Genomic DNA, 24,245 nt, shown 5'->3' on the forward strand with positions numbered 1-24,245 from the left:
TTATACTTGCATACACAATTAAAAAGAACACATGGGACAAAATGACACCATCAGCGAAGATGTAAAGTTTTCTACTAAAACGGACCAATACGAAGGTCACGACTATTATAATCTGGATGATTTGTTATCTGAGGACCATTTATTGGCCAGAGATGCAGTGCGAGCATGGGTTAAGCAAGAGGTAAGTCCCATCATTGAACATTACTCTAACAAGGCTGAATGTCCGACCCAATTATTTAAAGGTCTTGCTGAAATAGGTGCTTATGGACCATCGATCCCCACTCAATACGGAGGAGGGGGAATGGATGAGATTGCCTATGGAGTCATTATGCAAGAGTTAGAAAGAGGCGATTCTGGGGTGAGGTCAATGGCCTCTGTACAGGGTTCATTGGTGATGTATCCCATTTACAGATTTGGATCAGAAGAACAGCGGATGAAATACTTGCCTAAGTTAGGAAGCGGTGAATTGATAGGTTGTTTTGGATTGACTGAACCGGATCATGGTTCTAATCCGAGTGGAATGGTCACTAACATCAAAGATGATGGTGATGCTTACATTCTGAACGGTGCAAAGATGTGGATCACTAACTCTCCTGTTGCAGACATCGCGGTGGTATGGGCCAAAGACGAGGAAGGAGTGGTTCGAGGACTGATCGTAGAAAAAGACATGGAAGGATTCACTGCGCCTGAAATACATGGTAAATGGTCTTTGAGAGCTTCAATTACAGGAGAATTGGTTTTTGAAGACGTAAGAGTCCCTAAATCAAATGTACTTCCGAATGTTACCGGCTTGAAAGGTCCCCTTTCCTGCCTATCCAAAGCCAGATTTGGAATTGCCTGGGGTGCTATCGGAGCAGCATTAGATTGTTATGACTCAGCTTTGCGCTATTCTCTGGAACGAGAACAATTTGGAAAACCCATCGGTGGATTTCAATTGACCCAAAAGAAATTGGCTGAGATGATCACTGAAATTACCAAGGCCCAATTGTTAGCCTGGAGACTAGGCACCTTAGCCAATGAAGGGAAGGCAACACCTGCTCAGATTTCCATGGCCAAAAGAAACAATGTCCATATGGCGCTGGAAATTGCAAGAGAAGCCCGACAGATACATGGAGGAATGGGCATTACAAATGAGTATCCAGTTATGCGTCATATGATGAATCTTGAGACCGTCTTAACATACGAAGGTACACACGATATTCATTTGCTGATAACAGGTATGGATGTGACCGGTCTCAACGCCTTTAAGTAATTTGGTTAATGAATTCTTAAAGACATTAACCAGGCAACTTTTTGGCAATTCTGACGCTTTTATATTAGTTAAGTGTTAAATTAGGCAACGCTAGAACAAGACCTTATGAATTTTTTTTCAGCTTTTTATATACTATTTTTTTTACTACTTGGGGTTTATGCCAATGGGCAGCAAGAAGTTATATATTTAAAGAATCCTTCATTTGAAGGAGTGCCACGAGCAGGCGCCACTTCTTACGAGGGCATTTCAGCAGCCGGTTGGATCGATTGTGGAGGTATACGTTTTCCTGATGAAACACCGCCTGATATTCATCCAGGCAATTTTTTCCGTGTAAAAAAAGCACCTCAGGATGGCAAAACATATATAGGTTTGGTTGCAAGAGATAATGAGTCCTGGGAATCTGTCAGCCAGTTGCTAAGCGAACCTATGAAGGCCAATCAATGCTACGAATTTGATCTGTACATGGCCAGATCCGACAACTATGTGAATAGAATGTTTGATATAGAGACTTTTAGCAGTGATGAAATAAAATCGCAGAGTGAAGCCCTTGTGCTTAGAGTCTACGGTGGTCTCAGACCATGCGAAAAAAAACAACTCTTGGCTGAATCAGAATTGGTCAGTAATACAGATTGGAAAAATTTCAAATTTAACTTTGAAGCCAATTCAAATTTATATTACATCACTTTCGAGGCTTTTTACAAAACGCCTGTTCTTTTACCATATAATGGGAATTTGCTGATCGATAATATTTCGCCTATCAGGCAAATTGCATGTCCAGGAGAAGAACCAATTATTGCTGAAACACCCCCACCGCCTCCTCCCCGAACAGAAGTTAAAACACAACCAAAGGCTGATCCTGTAGAACCAGAGATTGCCAAACAAGAAGTAACCGAAATTCCTACAAGGCCTGAAAAAAAAGAAAAGTTGATCACTCAGGAACTTAATAATAGGGTTGTTGCAGGACAAACAATCAAGATCAATAATCTGTATTTTGAAGCAGATACATCATCCATCAATGAGGAATCTTACGAGGCTTTGGAAGAACTTTTTGATTTCCTTCAAGAAAACCCAGGTGTCAGAATAGAGATAGGTGGTCATACCAATGGTATTCCTCTTCCTGAATATTGTGATAGACTTTCGACAGCGAGAGCCAAGGAGGTAGCAGAATATATCATTCGAAAAGGTGTAAAACCCAGTCGAGTTGAATATAAGGGTTATGGTAAAAGGAAACCGATCGCAACTAACAAAACTAAAGAAGGGAGAAGAAGAAATCAGCGGGTAGAGATTACCATCTTAAATGTAAATTAGGATTGAGAACTATAATCCAGGGAAATCTCTGATTAATTGCTTAGGCAAACTCTTTATACATTTGAGCTTGTTCTACATCTTTTCGATATTGAAGCCTAATGACTTTAAATCTTCCCAGTATCCAGGATAGGATTTGCTCACCACATCCGGTTCATTCACAATGACCGGAAAGAGCATGCCCAACGGAGCAAAAGCCATAGCCATGCGATGATCTTTGTAAGTATCAAAGTCAGGAGTGTCCTTTGGTTGAACAGCTTTTCCTTCCAACATATAATATTCCTTTCCTGACTTCTTCGCAAATCTTTCAGGCAACAAAGTAAAATAGACACCCACCTTTCCCAATTCATTCTGCAATGCGGCAATTCTGTCCGTTTCTTTAATTCTCAAGGTTTTCAAGCCCGTAAAAATACCAGGTTTACCCACACCGGCACATGCCACAGCTACACTTTGGGCAATATCGGGATCGTTAATAAAATCGTAGTCCAACATTTGTTTCTCATCCCCACCTGTTGTTATGTGAACCGAATTCTCATTAAATGATGATTTGAGTCCAAAAACTTCCATGATGTCTGCGATCGATCGGTCACCTTGTAGACTTTTATTGCTTAGACCTTTTAATTTTAAATCAGTATGCTCAGAGAAAGCAGCCATGATATAGTAGTAACTGGCAGCCGACCAATCTGCCTCGATCGTGATGTCCCTTGCCTGATATTTCTGAGGATCAACCTTGATGGTCTGATCCTCCCATTGATGGTGGACACCAAAGTACTCCATCATTTTTAAGGTCATCTCCAGGTAAGGTCTTGAGACCAGCTCTCCTACCAGTTCGATTTCAAGTCCTTGAGGCAAAGAAGGAGCTATCAATAAAAGGGACGTAATAAACTGACTGGACGTACCTGCTGACACAGACACTTTAGCAGCATATTTTGCTTTATCAAGGGTGCCGATCCGTAAGGGTGGATATCCTTCCTTCGCGACATAACTAATGTTTGCCCCCAATTTTTTAAGTGCATCTACAAGAGGACCTATGGGCCTTTGTTGCATCCGCTCACTCCCAGTGAGCACTTGTTCTCCTTCTCTCAGACATAAGTAGGCACATAAAAAGCGAAAGGTAGTGCCTGCGTGGTGGGCATTAAGAACATCATCCTTCGAAGCCAAAAGAGCTTTCATGCTTTCTACATCATCCGAAGTAGAACATGAATGAATGTCAAAATCCTCTTCACATAGTGCCTGAATGATTAATGCGCGATTGCTAAGACTTTTAGACCCATCTAGGGTAATTTCTCCTTCTAGCTTTCTATCATTTTTGGACACTAAATATTGCTTCATTTCGACTTAAAATTGAGGGGGCAAATATAAAAGAATATTCCTACTCCCCCATGGCCTATTAGAAAGCATAACCTGCAGCTACACCACCCCATGGCACAAAGCCAAAATCCTCAGTGATTGGGGTACTAATAAACTCAAAGATAGGAGTAATGATAGGAGTTATAGCAATCTTAACGAAAAGGCCGTTCTTCTTTTGATATCGATACCCTGCTCTAAATATGAGTGCCTCTGTGGTAACTTGATCATAGCTCCACATATAGCCTAGACCTAATTCCCCAGAATGTCTTTGACCCCAGACCATGTTTATTTGAGGGTTAATAGAGTAAGGCGCATAAAATCAAGGCCAAAAAAATCTTTAATCTGTGCTTACTGTGCTTCTCTCTTTGCTTTTCTTTCTGCCTTCATCTTTTCCTCTTCAGCATTTCTCTTTTCTGATTCCTCATCGTATGCCATGATGATCTTTTTCACCAGTCGATGACGGACCACATCATCTGCTGTCATAAAAATTTTCCCGATTCCTTCGATAGGAGAAAGGATGTCCAAAGCAGTAATCAAACCTGACTTTTGCCTTCTCGGTAAATCTACCTGAGACAAATCACCGGTAATGATACACTTGGCTGAAGGACCGAGCCTGGTTAAAAACATCTTGAGCTGCATGGTTGTCGTATTCTGAGCTTCATCAAGTATAATAAAGGCATTATCAAGGGTTCTACCTCTCATATAAGCTAATGGAGCTATCTCAATCGTTCTGTTCTGAGTAAAAAAGGCCAGCTTTTCAGCGGGAAGCAAATCGTCTAATGCATCATACAAAGGACGTAAGTATGGATCAATCTTTTCTTTCAGATCGCCTGGTAAAAATCCCAGACTCTCTCCTGCCTCGACTGCTGGTCGGGTCAGAATGATCTTCTTGACCAATTTGTTCTTAAGTGCTTTAACTGCCAGCGCCACTGCTGTGTAAGTTTTTCCAGTTCCGGCCGGACCTATCGCAAAAACTACATCATTTTTCTCGGAAAGCTCTACCAACCGCTTTTGATTTTTTGTCTTTGCTTTAATGGGTTTGCCATTCCTTCCATGAACGATGGTGGTATTGCTTCTGCCATTGCTCAGCTTATACTCTAAAGGATTATCTCCTCCCAGTAAATCCATTAATGTGTGCGTGGTCAGTTCCTTATCCTCCTTTATCAATTTCACCATAGTCTCCACCTTTGATTTAGCTTGTTGTGCCTTTTGACTATCGCCGGAAATTTTCAGATTGCTACCCCTGGAAGTTATTTTCAGTTCCGGGTAGGCATTCTTTAAAAGATTAAGTTTTGAATTTTTGTGACCGAATAGATCTAAGGGATCGACACCCTCAATGGTAAGAATAATTTCACTCAAATTGTTATCTCCTATTTTTTATGATTGGCAAACATATATCATCGCCAATAATTAAGTTTAATGCAATTCTTAACTGCAGTTAATTAACAACAAATAACGAAAAAGATTTCAATAAGGCAGACTTTTCTATAAAATTTCGCTGATAACATATTATGATTTTTCTTAATATTTATAATATCTTTGCCTAAATTGCATTTATGGCAGTCATTAGCATCATTTCAGATTTTGGCACAAAGGACCATTACGTTGCGGTGCTCAAGGCATGTTTGTATCGGAGAAGTCCTTCGGTGAACTTGGTGGACATCACTCATGAAATCAGTCCCTTTGATATTGTACAAGGTGCATTCATTCTTAAGAGTACATGGTGCCAATTTCCAAAAGGAACGGTACACATTGCTGCCATCAATCTCTTCTTTGCAGAACGAAATGAGTTTATAGCTTTTGAACGAGAGGGACATTTTTTCGTAGGTCCAAATAATGGCATCTTTACCCTCATCTTTGATGATCTATACGCAAGTGAGATCGTCCAGGTGCCTTATGATCCGGAAGAGAACTACCCGCTTCAAAATGCTTTGGCCAATGCTGCCTGCAAATTATCAGCTGATCAGGACCTGGATATGGTGGGCACTTCACTTTTGGAATTAGAAAAGAAAATATCAGTGGCTCCAGTGGTAAATGAGTCACAAATCCGAGGCACAGTGGTGCATATAGATGATTATGGAAATGTAATTGTCAATGTTGACAAGGAATTGTTCGAACGGGTGCAGAAAGACCGTGACTTTGGAATCTACTTTAAACCTAATGATCCCATCAGAGAAATCAGTGTAGAATACAGCGATGTACCCATAGGTGATGTGCTCTGTTTTTTCAATTCAGGAGGTTACCTGGAAGTTGCCATTAACAAAGGCAGTGCAGCCTCACTATTGGGTCTAAAAAAGGATGAAGCCATCCAAATCGACTTTTATGATTAAGAGAATCGTTAAATTGACATTTCGGGAAGAACATCGTCAAGATTTTAAGGAGATTTTTCAGGAGCATCGTCAGAAAATGTTAGAAAATGAGATCTGTTCGAGCTTAGAAGTGCTGGAAGATATCAAAGAAAAGGGTCTCTTTTTTACGATTTCTACTTGGGATTCTGAAGATGCGCTTCAGCAATATCGTTCCTCCTCCTACTTCGAGGACATTTGGGGGAAGGTCAAACCCTGGTTTAAAGCGAGAGCCGAAGCATGGAGTCTTAGGTAGAACAACGACTTACAATCAAAGCTCCATTTCTAAAAAAGTCATACCTTCGCTTGCCTACTAAAATTGAATCCATGTCTAGCGTTAATTGTGGCTCTTATCTGATTTATGTCAATGAAAAATGGAATGGTCTCGGAAGGCTTATCAATGGAGGAGCATATTCTAAAATTGGAGTATTGGTTGACGAGAATACCAAACTGCACTGTTTGCCTTATTTGCGTCATAAGCTAACCGGACTTAAATTTGACCTGTTTGAAATACCATCAGGAGAAAAAGAAAAGACATTACAGACCTGCCAGTTTATTTGGAACAATATGCTTCAAAATGGTTTCGACAGGCATTCTCTCATGATCAATCTTGGTGGAGGAGTCATCGGTGATATGGGCGGCTTTTGTGCCCGTACCTTTATGAGAGGTATGGACTTTATTCAAATTCCCACCACCCTGCTTTCACAAGTGGATGCTTCTGTAGGAGGGAAGCTGGGTGTTGATTTTCAAAACTATAAGAACTTGATTGGCGTTATTGATGATCCAGTGGCAGTTTGGATTGATGATCAATTTTTAGATACCTTGCCTGCCAGAGAATTACGAAGTGGGTTTGCTGAAATCATCAAACATGCCTTAATCAGTGATCGTTCCATGTGGGAAGACATACAAGAGATTGAGCAGCTGGAAAGTGTAAATTGGGGACCGATCATAGAACGTTCTGTCAAAATAAAGAGAGATGTGGTCATTCAGGACAAACGTGAAGGTGGTCTAAGAAAAATACTCAATTTTGGACATACGCTCGGTCACGCCATTGAAAGTGAAAACTTGCATTCAGATAAACCGTTGTTGCATGGTGAGGCCATCAGTGTTGGAATGATTACAGAGGCCTATATTTCCAAAGAAATGCTGGATCTTAGTGACTCGGATTACATTGACATCAAAAACTACATTCTTAAGATTTATCCACATTTTTCAAGTCAACTGGAGAAAGAAGCTGCTATTCTGGATAATTTGTTAAAAGACAAAAAAAATAGACGAGGAATGGTTCATTTTTCGTTACTAAATCAAATAGGTGACTGTATATATGATATAGTACCTGAAAAATCTACCATTATCAAATCTCTGGAAGACTACAGGAAGTCCTAGTGAACGGAGCACTTTGCCTTCACATCATTAATGCGAAGAGAATCAAGATCCAATCACTTTACAGCTTTTTGTAATATATTTACACTTAATTATCTTATAGTTAACGATCAATTAGATGTCTAAGGAAAAACCGAACAAGCCTTTTAGAGCCTATGTTTTTTGGATGTGGTTACTGGCCATTGCTGGACTTTTGGGCGTTGTGGCCTTATTTGTACTGGTCTCATACTCAGATCTTCCTGAAATAGATGAGCTTGAAAATCCAAAATTTGAATACTCAACATTGGTTTATACCAGTGACAATAAAGAATTAGGACGATATTTCAAATACAATCGAGATTGGGTTACTTACGACGAGCTTAACCCTCATATTGTCAATGCCTTGATTGCTACGGAAGATATTCGATTTTTCAATCACAATGGTATAGATCCGCGAGGCACATTAAGAGCAGTAGCCTACATGGGGAAAAACGGAGGAGGAAGTACCATTACACAACAATTAGCCAAACTGTTTTTTACCAATTATTCCAGAAATTTTGTGAAAAGAGTGTACCAAAAATTGCAGGAGTGGATTATCTCTCTGGAACTTGAAAAGCGGTACACGAAGGAAGAGATTTTAGCCATGTATCTGAACAAATTTGAGTTTATCTATGATTCATATGGTATCAGTGCTGCTGCCAATACTTACTTTGGTAAAGATCAAAGCGAATTAGACATCGATGAAGCCGCGGTGCTTGTAGGCATGCTGAACAATCCTGTTTATTACAATCCAAAAATCAATCCGGAGCGTGCTCAACGAAAGAAAACTTTCGTGCTACACAAAATGAAGAAGGCAGATTATATCAATGAAGAGAAATACAATGAGTTAAGATTAAAACCCATTGATCTGTCAAACTTTAAGAGACAGGAAGATTCTAAGGGACTGGCTCCTCACTTCAGAAGTGAATTGACGAAATGGTTAAAAAATACATTGAAGGACCCGAGGTATCAGAAACCGGGTGGCGGTAGTTACAATATATACCTGGATGGATTAAAGATTTATACTACGATAGATTCAAAGATGCAAACTTACGCCGAAGCAAGCGTCATGAATCATATGAAGAATCTACAGTCCAAGTATTTTCAACGGTGGAAAAATATGGATCCGTGGACTTATGATGCAGATGAGAATCAGAAGCGCATCAGAAGGGAGTCACTGAATGCGGTGGTACGAAATTCTGAGCGATATCAAAGGTTGAAGGATCGTTATATGTCGGAGGTTTATGCCAATGTTAACAAAGACTTTCCGGAAGCCAGGTTGTGGGATTCTGACATCATGAGGATGCTCAAGACTAGTCAGGATAAGAATCATCTTGCAGGGCTTATGGATCGAGAGGTCATTTCCCGAAAGCAACTGGTTCGTTATGAGAAGATTATGAAATCTAAACACTGGTCTAAATTAGTCAATCAATGGAATGCACTGCAAAAAAAAGCTAAAGGTGATTTCAATAGCAAGGTGGATATGAAGGTTTTTGCCTACAACGCAGTGGGGCAAAAGGATACGATCATGACGCCACTTGATTCCATAAAATATCATCAAATGCATATGCAGGCGGGAATGTTGGCGGTAGATCCAGAAAGCGGAGCGGTAAAAGCCTGGGTCGGAGGTACAGATCATAATTACTTTCAGTTTGACCATATCAATTCTAATCGTCAGGTTGGTTCTACATTTAAGCCTTTCATCTATACCACTGCATTGGTAGTTGGTGGTATGTCTCCATGTTACAAGGTGAAGGACATGCAATATAGTATTACGCCCAATGATTCAAGATTTGGTTTATTAAAGACCTGGGAGCCTTCTAATGCCAGTGGCGAATTCTCAGGAGAAAACCTGACTTTATATGAAGGCTTACGGCAATCCAAAAATTCTGTTTCAGTCTGGTTAATGAAAGAATTGGGTAATGTGGACGTCGTGCGTGAGTTGGCCGGTAATATTGGGGTCCCCATAGAGAAGATCCCAAGGGCTCCATCGATAAGTTTGGGTGCGGCAGAACTTTCACTGATGGATATGACTGGAGCGTACACTACTTTCGCCAACAATGGAGTATACTCTAAACCTATTTTTGTGACCAAAATAGAAGATAAAAACGGACGCATTATATATTCGGCAGTGCCGGAGGAGAGAACGGCCTTGCCGGAAAACTACAATTATGTGATGGTGGACATGTTAAAGTATGCTGCCAGATTTATTGCCGGCAATTTTGAATCGGAAGTAGGAGGCAAAACCGGAACAACAAACGACTACGTGGATGGATGGTTCATGGGCATAACACCGGATTTGGTTGTTGGAACGTGGGTAGGTGGTGACTTGCCCTGGATCAGATTTCGAACTTTGGCAGATGGGCAGGGGGGAGTCATGGCTCGGCCAGTGTTTGTCGATTTTTTAAAAAAATTAGAAGCGGATCCAACTGTTGATTATGACAAAACCAAGCGCTTCCCTATTCCTGAGGAGGACTTGGGAGTTGCGATAGATTGTGGTATTTATGATGAGATTGAACGTCAAGCTGCTGCACAGGATAATTTGAATCAGTTCGAAGAAGAGTTTGAGGAGGAGTTTTGATCTGAATCCTATGTTGAGTCAGATTTAAATTTGGAATACTGAAGAAGGTGGCATTAAAATACAGTGCAACCTAGACATGGGGAACGACTGGAGCGAAGCAAATTTTACAACGTGAAATTAAGGAGTGAACGCTTGGCAAATCCACGCGATGGGCAGCCGGGGTTCCTGCGAGTTAATCAAAAGGCTTAATGAAATTTCACTGCCCTTCACATAGCTGGTAAATGGCCAGCTTCCCCGACGAGGCACTTGAAAGTAGTTTGACTATTTCTGGATTTCAGTACTTAATCTAAGAATGGAAACTTATTAATGGAGTGCCCGAGGAGGGAGTCGAACCCTCACGCCCAAACGGACACATGGCCCTCAACCATGCCTGTCTACCAATTCCAGCACCCGGGCAGAATGCGGTGTGCAAATATAGTAAATCTAATCATTTAAATATTTGATGGGTCACTTAATTGATCAGCATCGAATGTTAAATCTTGAATGGTGATTTATATGCAACTCGAAAGATCTGACAATCAAATCAAAGAATCCGCAAAAGAATTTGATTCAAATTTGTAATTAGCATGAAAGTCAAATATCTTCAAGACATAATCCAGACCAATGAAAATAGCCAAAATCATCATTGCCTTCATACTTGCCCTGCTAATGTTTTTTGGTGCAAGTGGTCACATCATGAACCCTGAAATGTCTAATGATTTTATTCCAGACTTCTTACCAAAAGCAACCATACATGTATTAACAGCTATAGTTGAAATTTCCTTGGGTATCCTGACCCTAATACCCAAAACCAGATATTATGGTTTAATAGGAATACTATTACTCTTAATAGCATTCCTACCAATTCACGTTATAGATTATTTACAAACTTCTCCTGTTATTGGAAGTAAAAATGCAGCATTAGTCAGAATTCTAATGCAATTGGTATTTATTTTCTTAGCATGGTTTGCTAGTTTAGGAACTCGCAAAATCCGTTTACCAGGAAATAACGATTGAATTTGATAATAACTCCCCTTGCCACTAAAGCGACAAGTCCAAAAACACATGAGCATTGAACTGAAAAGCCGAAATGTATATCACCACTAAAGTGACAACTCCAAAAATGCATATCCCCTGAACCAATACTTGCTAAGTACATTCTAGTCCACAAACAATGCCGCGATGGACCGATATTCATGAGTGTTACGAATGGCCTTGGCAAACAATTGAGCACAACTCAAAACCTTAATCTTTGCTGTCTTTTTCTTCAACGGAAGGGTGTCACAAACAATCAACTGTTGCAACTGTGATTTCTCGATGTTCTCGTATGCCTTTCCTGATAGTACCGCATGTGTACAAAGCGCCTTTACACTTTTAGCACCCTTCGCCATCAAGACATCTGCTGCTTTACACAGGGTTCCTGCAGTATCCGCCATATCATCCACTAAAATTACATCCGATCCTTTAACATCTCCTATTACCGTCATAGAAGCAACCTCATTGGCACGTCTTCTTTCCTTGTCACAAATCACCAAGTCCTTTTCAAAGTATTTTGCAAATGTTCGAGCTCGTTTAACACCGCCTACGTCAGGAGATGCAAAAATCACATTGTCTAATCCCTGATTTTTCAAGTAGGGAATAAAAATTGCCTCTGACCTTAAGTGATCTACTGGAATATCGAAAAATCCCTGAATCTGATCGGCATGCAAATCCATCGTGATGACCCTATTCACACCTGCTGTTTCTAAAATATTGGCTATCATCTTGGCAGAAATAGGCACTCTGGGTTTGTCTTTACGATCCTGTCTGGCGTATCCAAAATAGGGAATGACCGCCGTAATATATCCTGCTGAAGCCCTTTTAGCTGAATCGATCAATAATAAAAGTTCCAACAAGTTGTCAGCAGGAGCAAAAGTCGATTGAATGAAAAATACCGAAGCACCCCTAACTGATTCCTCAATGATGGTCTGCATTTCGCCATCACTAAATTTATTGACCGTTAATTTTCCGAGCGGATAACCATAAAAGTCCGCAATGGGCTCTGCTATGTATTTAGAATTGGTCCCGGAAAATAATTTAACCTCTTTCATTGGATTCTTCGTATTATTATCACTTCAGGTCGGCAAATTTATAAATTATTACCTTAAATCGCGCAGACCGTCGAAAGATTGATAAATTTGAAAAGCTAAAACTACTGTTGTAATGAAAAAGTTATTACTAGCGGGCATTCTCGCTACCGCTCTAATTTCATGTACTACCAAATCAAAAGTACCATTAAATGACGAGGCTCCGGTAATGAGTCAGTCAACATCCACTACATCCACTTCGGGCCAGGCACCATCGATCCAGGAGAAAGCTAACCAATTGGCTCAGAAATATATCATTACCGATGGCCATGTTGATTTGCCATACCGCCTGAAAATTAAAAACTTCCGATTGGATCGAGAATATCTGGGCATTCCCATTGAAACTGATGAGGGAGATTTTGACTTCAAAAGAGCTAAGGAAGGAGGTCTTGATGCTCCATTTATGAGTATCTATATTCCCGCTTCTTACCAGGATGGAAGAGCAAAAAATCTGGCTGATACCCTCATCGATATGGTGACAGGGATAGCTAAAGAACTGCCACAAAACTTTGCCATTGCAAAGTCACCGAGTGATGTAAAGAAGGCGGTAAAGAAAGGCCTATTGGCTTTGCCCATGGGCATGGAGAATGGTGCACCTATAGAAGGAAACCTCGAAAACGTAGGTTATTTTAAAGATAGAGGAATCTCTTACATTACACTTACGCACTCTAAGGACAACCACATTTGTGATTCCAGCTACGATACTACTGGTACCTGGGGTGGCCTCAGTCCATTTGGTTATGAAGTGGTTGAAGAAATGAATAAAAAAGGGATTATGGTCGACATTTCACATGTATCGGATAACACCTTTTATCAGGTCATGAAAACAACAAAAGTTCCGGCTATTGCTTCGCATTCTTCATGTCGGAAATTTACTCCTGGATTCGAAAGAAATATGTCTGATGAAATGATTGCTGAACTGGGAAAAAATGGAGGAGTAATTATGATCAATTTTGGTTCTACTTTCTTAGATGGAAAAGTTGCTGACGAACGCAATGCCAGTAGAGAACGACTAAGTGCCCTTTTAGAAGAAAAGGGCTTAGAATACGGGGATGATGAAGCCCGGTCTGTCATTGAAGCCTATTATAAAGAGCATCCATTGGTGTTTTCTGACGTACAAATGGTAGCAGATCACATCGATAATGTTGTCAAAATTGCTGGAGTAGACCATGTCGGCTTTGGCTCCGATTATGATGGTGTTGGAGATTCTTTGCCAACAGGTCTAAAGGATGTTTCTGAGTATCCTAACCTGATTGCTGAATTACTGAGAAGAGGTTATTCAGAGGAGGATATTGAAAAAATGTGCAGTGGCAACTTATTCAGGGTGTGGCAAAAAGTAATCGATTACGCTGCCATGAATAATTGACGGGTTAGATTTCATTGAAATAAGTCAGCAACCACTTTACGAAAAGATCAGTTGCAGTTTAATAAGTTGCACTGTTCTTATCATATGGCTTTTTCATCCAAAAACTTTTCAGCTCTCTGAACAATTTCATAAACTTGCACCTTCATTGATTGTAATGATGAAACTTATTATAAACGGTGACTTTCAATCAAAAAAAACGAGATAAATGTCAGAAGTAGATATTGAATTATTGAACCAACAAATCCATCAGGCAAGTGCTTTTGTAGATGATATAAGAGAAGAAGCCTCTAAAGTCATTGTAGGTCAAATCAACATGGTCGATAGGCTTTTAATAGGACTATTGGCCAATGGACATGTATTACTGGAGGGCCTTCCGGGACTCGCTAAAACGCTATCCATTAAAACATTGGCCTCCGCCATCAATGCTTCATTCAGCAGAATCCAGTTCACTCCCGATCTTCTTCCGTCTGACATCATCGGAACCATGATTTACAATCCTGCGAAAAGTGAATTTACGGTGAGACAAGGTCCTATTTTTGCCAACTTTATCTTAGCGGATGAGATCAATAGGGCACCGGCGAAGGTTCAATCTGCACTTTTGGAAGCCATGCAGGAAAGACAAGTTACCATCGGTAAAGACACTTTTAATCTCGATGAACCATTTCTGGTTCTTGCCACTCAGAACCCCATTGACCAGGAAGGAACCTACCCGTTACCCGAAGCACAGGTAGATCGATTTATGCTCAAGGTCAAAGTAGGTTATCCAGACAAAGCTGAAGAAAAAGCAATAATTAGAAGGGTCATCAATGGCGAAACCACTCAAATGATTAATCCGGTAGTAGATCCAGCTAAAATTATCAAAGCCAGATCGTTGGTTAAGCAAGTGTACATGGACGAAAAGATCGAGAACTACATACTCGATATTGTGTTTGCGACCAGAAATCCTCAGCAGTATGGCTTAGATGACCTGGAAGGGCTAATCAATTATGGTGGGTCGCCTAGAGCATCGATTAATCTCGCAGTGGCATCGAAGGCCCTCGCTTTTCTAAACCGCAGAGGATATGTCATTCCTGAAGATGTCAGAGAGATTTGCCAGGATGTTATGAGACATCGAATTGGGCTGAGCTATGAGGCAGAAGCTGAAAATATAACTCAGGAAGATGTGATTGTCAAGGTACTTAATTCCGTAGAGGTCCCTTAATCCATGCGTGACGTCAAAGAAATATTAAAAAAAGTCAGAAAAATTGAGATTAAGACCAAGCGTCTTAGCAAGCATCTGTTTTCCGGTGAATACCATTCAGCTTTCAAAGGACGTGGAATGTCCTTTAGCGAGGTGCGCGCTTACAATTATGGAGATGACGTCAGAAATATTGACTGGAATGTAACGGCACGTACGAATGAAGCCCATGTTAAAGTATATGAAGAAGAACGCGAATTGACCGTGATGCTTCTCATCGACGTCAGTAAGTCTTCGTTCTTTGGCACCTCTGAGCAGTTCAAAAATGACTATATCACAGAATTAGCCGCAGTCATTTCATTTTCGGCCATTACCAACAATGATAAAGTAGGCGCCATACTGTTTACTGATCAGGTTGAAATGTATATTCCACCTAAAAAAGGAAGGCAACACATTTTGCGGATTATTCGTGAAATGATCTACTTTGAGCCCAAGAGCAATGGCACGGATTTGAAGGAGCCACTTCAGTATCTTAACAACATCATTAAAAAAAAGAGCATTGCTTTTATCATTTCTGACTTTATTACGGACGATTACGAGGAGAGCCTTCGTGTAGCTGCAAAAAAGCATGATATTATAGGCCTCCATGTTTTTGACAGATATGAGAAAACCTTACCAAATGTAGGACTCATAAGTGTCATAGATGCCGAGACGGGTCAAAAAAAGGTTTTGGATACTTCAAGCGAATCATTCAGAACAAAATACGAGCTGGAATTTCTGGATCGACAAGCCAGATTTCTTAAAAATTTCCAAAAGTTAGGTCTTAAGACAACAAGCATCAGTACTGACGACGATTACATAAAGGAGATGATTAAGCTTTTTAAGTCTTATTAATGCCAATGGTTTTAAGAAGTATATGCATATGGGGATTCATTTTATTCACTTTTACAGTGAGTGCACAGGAGGTGATGTTTATCACGTTTCTTCAGGACTCGGCAGCTATTGGTGAACAAGTAGATATGGTCATCACTCTGGAAGGAGACTCTGAATCCATTACGCAAATCAATCTGCAAGACCTGGAAGACATCCAGTTTTTTTCTGCAACTGCCACTCAGAAAGATTCCATTGCTCCGGAAGGTGCTGATATTAACATTACAGATTTAGGTCGATGGGAGGATTACAATGGTGATGGTATTATAAGAGGGGATGAACTAAAATGGGATGAAGTAGACCACGATGGTATTAAAACCTACAAGAATAGAATTCGAATGGCTTTCTTTGACGTCGGAATCTATGTATTTGATGGATTTAACTTTACTTACCAGAATCGTGATTATAAGACCAACAGAGTGTTGATGAAGGTCACTTTTAAAGATTACAATCTGACAGTAGTGGATTCAACGGGTCTTGCACCTATCAAGAATATTGAGCGGGAGCCTTTAAAGATTCAAGACTTTATTCCTTACCTTCTAATGGTACTTGTCCCTGCCCTTTTACTATACTTTGGCTATCAGTATTGGAAGAAAAGAAAAAATGGAGAAGAGGCACCTAAAATTGAACCCATTGTATATATACCTCCAGATGTAAAGGCATTAACTAGTTTGAAGGCGTTGAGACAACAAGAATTGTGGCAAAAAGGAGAGATTAAACAATACCAGTCGGAGTTGAGTCATATCATACGTGAGTATCTGGAAGGCAGGTATGATATTCACGCACTTGAAAGTACGACGAGCGATATTATTCGATCCATTAAGGACCGCTCTTTTACGGAAACCGATCAAGTAAAACTTCGAAGAATCCTACAGATTTCGGACCTAGTTAAGTTTGCTAAGGCCAAGCCCGAGGTGAATATACATGAGGAATTTATGTACGACGCCATTGAATTTGTTCAACGAACGAGGCGTTCGCCTAATGAAAATGGAGAGGAAGAATGATTGGATTATTGAGAAATATTAATTTTGAAAATCCAGAGTTTTTTTTATTGCTGGTTGCGATTCCTTTTTTGATTTGGTGGCAGATCAGCAAGGCTGAACAAACCAGCCTGACCATTTCCAGTATCTCCAGAATGGATACACCTTTTTCTCTTAGAGCAGCTATTGTTCCCTTTATTCCATGGTTTCGGATAGCAGCGTTATTTTTTATGATCATAGCTTTAGCCAGGCCACAATTGACCTTGAAAGAGGAAGAAGTAAAAGCCGAGGGAATAGACATCATGATGTCCATTGATCTTTCGACCAGCATGTTAACACGTGACTTCAATCCTGATCGGATCAGTGTTACGAAGGAAGTGGCTGCAGATTTTGTCGATAAGAGAGAATATGATCGGATAGGATTAACCGTATTTGCCGAGGAAAGCTTCACACAGTGTCCATTGACCACAGATCATAGAATTGTAAAGGATTTTCTTGCCAATTTACAGTGCGGTTTACTGGCAGATGGGACAGCGATCGGCATGGGCTTAGCCACTGCTGTTAATCGGATTAAGGACATTCCTTCGGCCAGTAAAGTGATCATATTATTGACGGATGGTGTGAATAATTCGGGTTATATCACGCCTTTGACCGCAGCAGAAATAGCCAAAGAATTTGGTATAAAGGTATATACCATAGGTGTTGGATCTAATAAAAATGCCATGGGTCCCACCAGCATCCGAAGGGATGGCACCATTATGTTTGGGATGACCCGAGGCAGGATAGATGAAGAGCTTTTGAAGGAAATTTCTGAAATGACCGGGGGCCAATATTTCAGGGCTGCGGATGAAGCTTCACTGGCTGAGATTTACGATCAAATAGATCGCCTGGAGAAGACTGAGATTGAAGTCAATGTTTTCAGACGATATAGTGAGGAGTTCCGATTCTTCTTTCTTATTGGTCTGGGGCTCATTTTACTTGAGGTAATTTTGCGATTCACCATTCTAAGAACGATACCATAGGCAGTGTTTAGATTTGAAGACATATCATATTTATATTTATTGATCGGCATTCCCGTATTGTTGCTTTTATTTTATGTATCGTATCAATGGCGGAATAGAAGATTGGACAAATTATTAAAAGCCGGTTTGCAACCGTCCATACTCGGTCACATTTCCAATATCCGCCGAAGAACAAAACAGTTGCTACTCTTGCTGGTCTTATTGTTTCTCGCCTTTGCCGGTGCCAATCCACAATGGGGGAATAAAAAGGCAAAGGTCATGGCGAAAAGTGCTGATATCTTCTTGTTATTAGACATTTCACAATCGATGATGGCGCAGGATATCTCACCCAATAGACTGGAACGCGCTAAACGATTTGCGGAAAACCTCGTCAATGGTCTTAGAGGCAACCGAATAGGCTTGGTATTATTCGCCGGGGAAGCCTATCTACAAATGCCTTTAACCAGCGACTACGCAGCAACTTCATTATTTCTTAGAACTGCAAATACAGATTTGGCCGGAACACAGGGAACAGTAATCGGAGAAGCCATTGAATTGGCAAATAAAGCATATGAGGAGGATAATAATCATCACAAAATGATGATTATTATTTCAGATGGAGAGGATCATGATGAGAATGCATTAGCTAAAGCTGAGGATGTGTATGATGAGGGCGTAGTGGTATACACAATAGGCGTCGGTACTCCGGAAGGCGATTTTATTCCTTATACTAATGCTAATGGAGCAAGCGATTTTAAGAGAGATGATTCTGGAAAATTAATTAAATCTCAGTTTAATGAGGAGCTTTTGGTCAATGTTGCAGATGAAGGAGGAGGGAAGTACTACCCTTTATTGGCAGGCCAACAGATTATTGATGATTTAGAGATAGAATTGGAGAAACTGGATAAAAGGGAAATAGAGCAGAAATCTTTCACTGATTACGCGAGCTATTTCCAATATTTCCTTTTTGCGGCAATTATTCTTTTAATCATTGAGTTTTTACTACCAGAAAGAAAAACAAAGGCTTGACATTGAGCGTATTAATTATAAATTTTGACCTATGAAATATCTTTTGATGGTTGTGATGTTAGGATACGGGGTTTCGAATGCCCAGACTGCTCATCAGTTATTGAGAGATGGGGACAAGGCCTATGTTGAGGGAGATTATTCGAAAGCGGAAGAGGAATACAGAAGAGCTTTGGAAGAAAAGAAAGCATATCAGGGTAACTATAATCTGGGGAACTCCATATACCAACAGGAGCGTTACGACGAAGCAATAGAAAAATACAAATCTGCTCTTAGTAACGCAAAGAGCGATGAACAGAAAAACCAGGCTTATTATAATCTTGGCAATGCTTATGCAAAGAAAGGTGAACTCAAAGAAGCCATCGATTCTTACAAAGAAGCATTAAAACTCAATCCTGATGACATAGAAACAAAGAATAATCTTCAACAAATGATTCTTCAGAAGATGCAGCAAGAGCAACAACAGCAACAACAGCAAAGCGACCAGGACAATCAAGAAGAAAATGAAGATCAGAAACAGGATCAGCAACAAGAGGGTCAAAGTGACAATGAAGAACAAACACAGCAGCAACAACCTGACGAACAGAACATTAATAATGAAGAGTCTTTGCAAGAACAGGAAGCTCCTGAAGATTTAAGTAAGGAAGACGCAGAAAAGCTATTGGAGATCATTGAAAATGAAGAGAAAAAAGTTCAGGAAAAAATGAGAAAACAAGGAGGTAATAAAAAGAAACCCAAAAAGGATTGGTGATAACAAATTTGTAATTGAGACTCGGCAAAACGTATAAAAGATGAGAACCATTATTACTATAATATTAATGACCATCGGATTCAGCCCACTCTGGTCGCAAGAAGGTGAAAACATTGACAAATACATTACCGCCATGGTAGCAAGCGATACCATATTAGAAGGCAATTCATTTGAATTCAAGATTGTCATTAGAAACCTGAAAGGTGATTTTACACCTCCAAGTTTTTCAGATTTTGACATTGTGGGTGGACCCAACCTGTCCACCAATATGCAGTTTATCAATGGTAACATGTTCAGAGAATCTACATATACCTATTATCTGAAAGCCCGTCAAGTTGGAGAACACTACATAGAAGAATCTTATCTGGAAATCGAAGGTGAGAACATTGAGACGGAGGCCATTCCTGTATACATCCTTGATAATCCAGAGCAAATTAAAAAAGAGTATAAAATCAACGGAGACACCAGGTCAGAACTGATTTTTCCTTATCCATTTGGTCGACCAGATTCAACCATTGACCTCAAAAAGAGAAGCAAAAGAAAACTAAAAAAGATATGAGAGGAACATTGTGGATTTTCCTTTGCTTCACCTTCTCATTGTTCGGCCAAAACCAGGAATTATTTTACGCAAATACATCCAGTCTTGAGGTGCTCCAGGGGATGAGCTTTCGCGTCGATTTTACGATGAATAATTTTAAAGGCAATAACTTTCGACCACCTAGTTTTAAGAATTTTAATGTCGTTTCAGGACCTAGTCAAACTTCCTCCTACTCAAACAATAACGGTAGGGTTTCTCAAAAATATATCTATAGTTATACCCTGGTGGCTCCTAGTGAGGGCACATTTGATATAGGGTCTGCTACGTGTACAAAAGATGGGCAAACACTCAAAACAGAACCTTTTAAAATAACGGTCAAAAAGCGAGATGCAAAAAGCAGCGAAGCACTCGGTCTTCCTTCACCAGAAGATATTTTTGTCAGGCTTGAATTGTCTAAGGATACGGCTTACCGAGGCGAAAAGGTAGAGTTATCCTATAAATTATATACCAGAAAAGAGGTAAGGTCTTATGACATTAATTCGGAATCTGAATATGCAGGCTTTTTTATGAAGCCTGCAAATATACGAACCAAGAGACCCGATCAAGAGACAGTGGATGGCAAGATTTACAGTACACAAATCCTTGTAAAACGATTGCTCTTTCCCCAGCAAACGGGACAGTTCGATTTTCAGGCTGCCAATATCACGCTGGGTCTTCCTGATCCCAATAGAAGAGGCTCTAATTTTTTCTTCAGCAATAATACCACACCATTCCCGGTCACAACCAACTCAGCTACTTTGTATGTAGAGGAATTACCGAAAAATGCTCCTGAAAGTTTTTCTGGAGCGGTAGGCAAGTTTAAAATGAATGCATCCGTAGACAAGAAAAAGTTGACTACTGATGATGCCATCACGCTTACTATGACTGTGATGGGAAATGGTGATGCCAAATATATTCTACCAGCTAGTCAAGAGCATCTTAAAAATTTTGAGGTTTATGAACCTTCGATCATTGAAAAAGGGGAAAGAGAAATGTTTGGAGAAATGCAAACGGTTAAAGAGTTTCAATATCTTCTTGTACCACTCAAGGCAGGTCGACAGAGTTTTCAGGCGCTATATACCTATTTTGACACAGAGGTCAATGATTATGTCACACTTGAGTCACAAGTATTTCCATTGATGGTGGAACAAGGAACCGCAAAAAAGGAAATCTTATTGGGAGATCGTGAAGACAGTGACAGAAACCTTTCAGGGATCATGCAGAATACGACTTTGAAGAAAAAATCAGAAGGATGGGTCGGTAGTCCCGTTCACCTTGCTTTTTTAGCCATAGCGCTGAGTGGAATAGCAGTGATTTTCTTGAAGAAGCGGCAAATGGACATTGAAGCCGGAATCGATCCGACTGTCAAGAAGAGAAGTAAAGCCAGATCCGTAGCGGAGAAAAGATTGAGTGCAGCTGAAAAACTAATGACCTCCAATGAACACAGAGCTTTTTATGAAGAGATATCCAGATCCCTTCTGGGTTTTATTGCTGACAAATTGAATGTGCCCAATAGTGAAATATCTAAGGCCAATGTAGAAAGTCGCTTACGTGATCAAGGTGTTGAAACAGAGAAGATTAAGCAAACTACTGAGATACTATCCAAATGTGAAATGGCTCTTTTTGCGGGAAAAACGGATGGTGACTTGAGAGAAGTATATACCAATACTAAAAACCTAATTGATCACCTGGCCGAAAAAATCTAGCTGGCTACTGCCACATTGGATTCCGTACTACTTTTTCTCTTCCCGAATAAACTGACATAGACGATCCATGCTAAAATGACAATGACGCAGGCCGCGATTAATGGATAGCTGATTCCTAAAGAAGCTAAGACACCTCCCACCAGGGCAGGAATCAACTGACCGAGGCTCTGCATGGATTGATTGATACCTAAAATTTCACCCTGTCTTTCAGGCCCCGCTTGTTCAGAAACTGCGGTAGTTAGATTCGGTGAGGTAATCCCAATTCCTATAGCAATAATCGGATTAATCAGATAGAAAAGCCAACTCTCTGAAGGCATCAATAAGAGTATAAGTCCAACGGCTACAATAGGCATAGAAATAAATAGTAATTTTCTAGGCTTATAGTGGTAAGAAAGCTTTCTGACAATTAGACCCTGAGTGATTGCCAGCCATATTCCTACCCATCCGTATAGTAAACCAATTTGTTTTTCAGACCAGCCAAATTCCTCTATGAGATAAACCGAAAAATATTGCGTGAAAAAGGTGAAGCCAACGCTAAATAGGAGGACTACCGTAAATATTCCTCTCAAATTGGGTATTCGAAAAGACTTCACGATATTCAAAACCCCTTCAAAAATCTTAATATCTTCTTGTTTTTTCTCCTTAAGAGTTTCCTTAAAAATGAACTGCACGAGTATAATATTGATCAATGTAAGTCCGGCAGTAAAAAGGAAGGGTACGGAGTGATTGAACCATGACACCACAGTATTATCACCCATGATTCCACCTATGGTAGGTCCCAATATGAAGCCAATTGCAAAAGCCAGGCCTACCAATCCAAAATTTCTGGTTCTGGCATCATCGGTACTGATATCTGAGATTGCAGACATCACGATGGAAATATTTCCCCCTGTGAACCCTGGCAGTAACCTTGCAAAAAAAAGTAATGGCAGGGATTTGATGACAATGGCCAGTGCAAAGAGAGAATAACCTATAAATGTCCCAATAAGGGCAATGGTCAGGACTGGCTTTCGACCATATTTATCGGATAGGGTACCTAATATAGGTGCCCCAATTAATTGCATCCCCGGGTAACAAGCCAGTAACAAACCATAATAAAGTGAAACAGCTGATTCCGACGTCCCAATTCCAAATGCAGCTCCGTCAGCATAAAAAACAGATGGCAGAACCGGAATGATGATACCTACTCCTAGTAAATCTATAAATACCGTAATGAAAATGGTAAATAGAAGGAGGTTATTTGATTTTTTCTCCAATATTCTTATTCAAATTTAAAGCCTCCATCATCTTGTGATAAATAGCAGTGTTTTCATAAATTCCTGCGAAAGCTTCAGATCCAGGTCCGTAAGCAAATACTGGAATCATGGTAGCCGTGTGATAATCAGAAGTGTAAGCAGCTGCAATGGAATCCATTTTTGATCCATAGTTAATGGCTAATCCTCCTGTTTCATGATCGGCTGTAAGAATAACAAGTGTATTTCCATCTTGTTCTGCAAAATCTAGAACATCTTTAATCACCTGATCATATTCCAATATCTCTTCTACCAAATAAGGAAAGCTATTAGCATGACCGGCCCAATCTATTTGGGAGCCTTCAATCATCAAGAAAAATCCTTTTTCATCCGATCTTTTACTAAGAAATTCGATGGCTTGATTAGAAGCATTAACTAAATAGTCTCTACCTGCCTGTTTGGAAAGTGGCTCTTTATCTGCAGTAAGAAATGCCATTCTTTTTGATAGTGAATCAATTTCAAAATCTGTAAAATTTTGTTCGAAGTAGTTGCCCATTTGATAACCGCTACTTTGAAGCTCTGCGTAAAGGTCTAAACTATCCATCGTTCTTCTGTCAAAATAGCTTTTACCTCCCCCTATCATCAGATCAACACCAGAATCGATCATATCCAGTGCAATTTCTTCATAATTCCTTCTCAATCGATTATGCGCTGCAAAAGAAGCGGGTGTAGCGTGGACAATGGACGAAGATGCGACTAAACCCGTCTTCAATCCCTGTTCTGCCGCACTTTCAAGAATGGTTTTACAGGGTATGGTATCGCTGGTTACTCCAATTGCGCCATTATAAGTTTTAACTCCACAAGAAAAAGCCGTTGCTCCTGCAGCAGAATCCGTCACAAGATTATCGTAGGCGTAATTTTTGTGTAATCCGACGACCGGAAAACGTTCGATATTAAGGTAATTGTCATTCATGTACAATCCTGCTGAAATTTGCGTGAGTCCCATACCATCTCCTATAAGCAGGATAATATTCTCAGGCTTCTTGGGAACCGTTTCAGAGTTGAAATTCCTGGTAGTAGTACAGGAGAGGACTAGTAGAATAGTGATCAATAAATACTTCATATGATTCATCGTATAAGTTCAGCAAAAATAGAATAGT

22 protein-coding genes and 1 tRNA gene are annotated in these 24,245 nt (G+C 40.1%); 16 read left to right on the top strand and 7 right to left on the bottom strand.

Annotated features, from left to right (window positions below):
* Nucleotides 1-31: 31 nt before the first annotated feature.
* Both L2567_RS08160 and L2567_RS08165 read left to right on the top strand, forming a co-directional pair.
* The gene (locus L2567_RS08160) at nt 32-1,252 is read left to right on the top strand and encodes an acyl-CoA dehydrogenase family protein (RefSeq protein WP_235297263.1); all 1,221 of its coding nucleotides are present in this window, start codon (nt 32-34) and stop codon (nt 1,250-1,252) included.
* Nucleotides 1,253-1,357: 105 nt separating this feature from the next.
* On the top strand, nt 1,358-2,560 hold the full coding sequence (locus L2567_RS08165) for an OmpA family protein (RefSeq protein WP_235297264.1): 1,203 nt from the start codon (nt 1,358-1,360) through the stop codon (nt 2,558-2,560).
* Between the two features lie 72 nt (nt 2,561-2,632).
* On the opposite strand, the gene L2567_RS08170 is transcribed toward L2567_RS08165, so the two are convergent.
* From L2567_RS08170 to L2567_RS08180, 3 genes are all read right to left on the bottom strand, one after another.
* Entirely contained in the window at nt 2,633-3,889 is a 1,257-nt protein-coding gene (locus tag L2567_RS08170) for a 3-phosphoshikimate 1-carboxyvinyltransferase (protein WP_235297265.1), read from the bottom strand.
* 58 nt (nt 3,890-3,947) lie between these two features.
* The gene (locus L2567_RS08175; RefSeq protein ID WP_235297266.1) at nt 3,948-4,190 is read right to left on the bottom strand and encodes a hypothetical protein; all 243 of its coding nucleotides are present in this window, start codon (nt 4,188-4,190) and stop codon (nt 3,948-3,950) included.
* 65 nt (nt 4,191-4,255) lie between these two features.
* Entirely contained in the window at nt 4,256-5,266 is a 1,011-nt protein-coding gene (locus L2567_RS08180) for a PhoH family protein (protein WP_235297267.1), read from the bottom strand.
* 197 nt (nt 5,267-5,463) lie between these two features.
* On the opposite strand from L2567_RS08180, the gene L2567_RS08185 reads away from it, so the two are divergent.
* The 4 genes from L2567_RS08185 to L2567_RS08200 all read left to right on the top strand — a co-directional run bounded on the left by L2567_RS08185 (nt 5,464) and on the right by L2567_RS08200 (nt 10,234).
* The gene (locus L2567_RS08185; RefSeq protein ID WP_235297268.1) at nt 5,464-6,237 is read left to right on the top strand and encodes an SAM hydrolase/SAM-dependent halogenase family protein; all 774 of its coding nucleotides are present in this window, start codon (nt 5,464-5,466) and stop codon (nt 6,235-6,237) included.
* Nucleotides 6,230-6,508 carry a putative quinol monooxygenase gene (locus tag L2567_RS08190; protein WP_235297269.1) on the top strand — a complete coding sequence of 93 codons (279 nt, stop codon included), beginning with the start codon at nt 6,230-6,232 and terminating at the stop codon, nt 6,506-6,508. The genes L2567_RS08185 and L2567_RS08190 overlap by 8 nt, the downstream gene beginning before the upstream one ends.
* Nucleotides 6,509-6,579: 71 nt before the next feature.
* Nucleotides 6,580-7,638 (top strand): 3-dehydroquinate synthase, encoded by a 1,059-nt coding sequence (gene aroB, locus L2567_RS08195; protein ID WP_235297270.1) that lies wholly within the window; start codon nt 6,580-6,582, stop codon nt 7,636-7,638.
* A gap of 115 nt (nt 7,639-7,753) precedes the next feature.
* Nucleotides 7,754-10,234, top strand: a complete 2,481-nt coding sequence (locus tag L2567_RS08200) for a transglycosylase domain-containing protein (protein ID WP_235297271.1) — start codon at nt 7,754-7,756, stop codon at nt 10,232-10,234.
* Nucleotides 10,235-10,546: 312 nt separating this feature from the next.
* Here the strand turns inward: L2567_RS08200 and L2567_RS08205 are convergent.
* A tRNA-Leu gene (locus L2567_RS08205) sits at nt 10,547-10,630 on the bottom strand.
* 207 nt (nt 10,631-10,837) lie between these two features.
* Here L2567_RS08205 and L2567_RS08210 point away from each other — a divergent pair.
* Entirely contained in the window at nt 10,838-11,230 is a 393-nt protein-coding gene (locus tag L2567_RS08210) for a hypothetical protein (protein ID WP_235297272.1), read from the top strand.
* Nucleotides 11,231-11,373: 143 nt separating this feature from the next.
* Here the strand turns inward: L2567_RS08210 and L2567_RS08215 are convergent, their stop codons facing one another.
* The gene (locus L2567_RS08215) at nt 11,374-12,303 is read right to left on the bottom strand and encodes a ribose-phosphate pyrophosphokinase (RefSeq protein ID WP_235297273.1); all 930 of its coding nucleotides are present in this window, start codon (nt 12,301-12,303) and stop codon (nt 11,374-11,376) included.
* 112 nt (nt 12,304-12,415) lie between these two features.
* Here L2567_RS08215 and L2567_RS08220 point away from each other — a divergent pair, with 112 nt between their 5' ends.
* The 9 genes from L2567_RS08220 (at nt 12,416) to L2567_RS08260 (ending at nt 21,853) form a co-directional block, all read left to right on the top strand.
* On the top strand, nt 12,416-13,705 hold the full coding sequence (locus tag L2567_RS08220; RefSeq protein ID WP_235297274.1) for a dipeptidase: 1,290 nt from the start codon (nt 12,416-12,418) through the stop codon (nt 13,703-13,705).
* 205 nt (nt 13,706-13,910) lie between these two features.
* Nucleotides 13,911-14,906: an AAA family ATPase gene (locus tag L2567_RS08225; RefSeq protein ID WP_235297275.1), complete on the top strand. Its 996-nt coding sequence runs from the start codon at nt 13,911-13,913 to the stop codon at nt 14,904-14,906.
* 3 nt (nt 14,907-14,909) lie between these two features.
* Nucleotides 14,910-15,776 carry a DUF58 domain-containing protein gene (locus tag L2567_RS08230; RefSeq protein WP_235297276.1) on the top strand — a complete coding sequence of 289 codons (867 nt, stop codon included), beginning with the start codon at nt 14,910-14,912 and terminating at the stop codon, nt 15,774-15,776.
* 5 nt (nt 15,777-15,781) lie between these two features.
* The gene (locus L2567_RS08235; RefSeq protein ID WP_235297277.1) at nt 15,782-16,816 is read left to right on the top strand and encodes a hypothetical protein; all 1,035 of its coding nucleotides are present in this window, start codon (nt 15,782-15,784) and stop codon (nt 16,814-16,816) included.
* Nucleotides 16,813-17,814, top strand: a complete 1,002-nt coding sequence (locus tag L2567_RS08240) for a vWA domain-containing protein (protein ID WP_235297278.1) — start codon at nt 16,813-16,815, stop codon at nt 17,812-17,814. The genes L2567_RS08235 and L2567_RS08240 overlap by 4 nt, the downstream gene beginning before the upstream one ends.
* Before the next feature lie 102 nt (nt 17,815-17,916).
* Nucleotides 17,917-18,822, top strand: coding sequence for a VWA domain-containing protein (locus L2567_RS08245; protein ID WP_235297279.1), 906 nt, complete (start codon nt 17,917-17,919; stop codon nt 18,820-18,822).
* Nucleotides 18,823-18,853: 31 nt separating this feature from the next.
* Entirely contained in the window at nt 18,854-19,570 is a 717-nt protein-coding gene (locus tag L2567_RS08250) for a tetratricopeptide repeat protein (RefSeq protein WP_235297280.1), read from the top strand.
* 40 nt (nt 19,571-19,610) lie between these two features.
* On the top strand, nt 19,611-20,129 hold the full coding sequence (locus L2567_RS08255) for a BatD family protein (protein ID WP_235297281.1): 519 nt from the start codon (nt 19,611-19,613) through the stop codon (nt 20,127-20,129).
* Nucleotides 20,126-21,853 carry a BatD family protein gene (locus tag L2567_RS08260; RefSeq protein ID WP_235297282.1) on the top strand — a complete coding sequence of 576 codons (1,728 nt, stop codon included), beginning with the start codon at nt 20,126-20,128 and terminating at the stop codon, nt 21,851-21,853. The genes L2567_RS08255 and L2567_RS08260 overlap by 4 nt, the downstream gene beginning before the upstream one ends.
* Here L2567_RS08260 and L2567_RS08265 read toward each other — a convergent pair.
* Both L2567_RS08265 and L2567_RS08270 read right to left on the bottom strand, forming a co-directional pair.
* Nucleotides 21,850-23,109 carry an MFS transporter gene (locus L2567_RS08265; RefSeq protein WP_235297283.1) on the bottom strand — a complete coding sequence of 420 codons (1,260 nt, stop codon included), beginning with the start codon at nt 23,107-23,109 and terminating at the stop codon, nt 21,850-21,852. The two genes, L2567_RS08260 and L2567_RS08265, sit on opposite strands and share 4 nt — an antisense overlap.
* The gene (locus tag L2567_RS08270; protein ID WP_235297284.1) at nt 23,090-24,208 is read right to left on the bottom strand and encodes an alkaline phosphatase; all 1,119 of its coding nucleotides are present in this window, start codon (nt 24,206-24,208) and stop codon (nt 23,090-23,092) included. The genes L2567_RS08265 and L2567_RS08270 overlap by 20 nt, the downstream gene beginning before the upstream one ends.
* Nucleotides 24,209-24,245 lie beyond the last annotated feature (37 nt).

The sequence above is a fragment of the Portibacter marinus genome (assembly GCF_021533195.1).
GTDB classification, from domain to species: domain Bacteria; phylum Bacteroidota; class Bacteroidia; order Chitinophagales; family Saprospiraceae; genus Portibacter; species Portibacter marinus.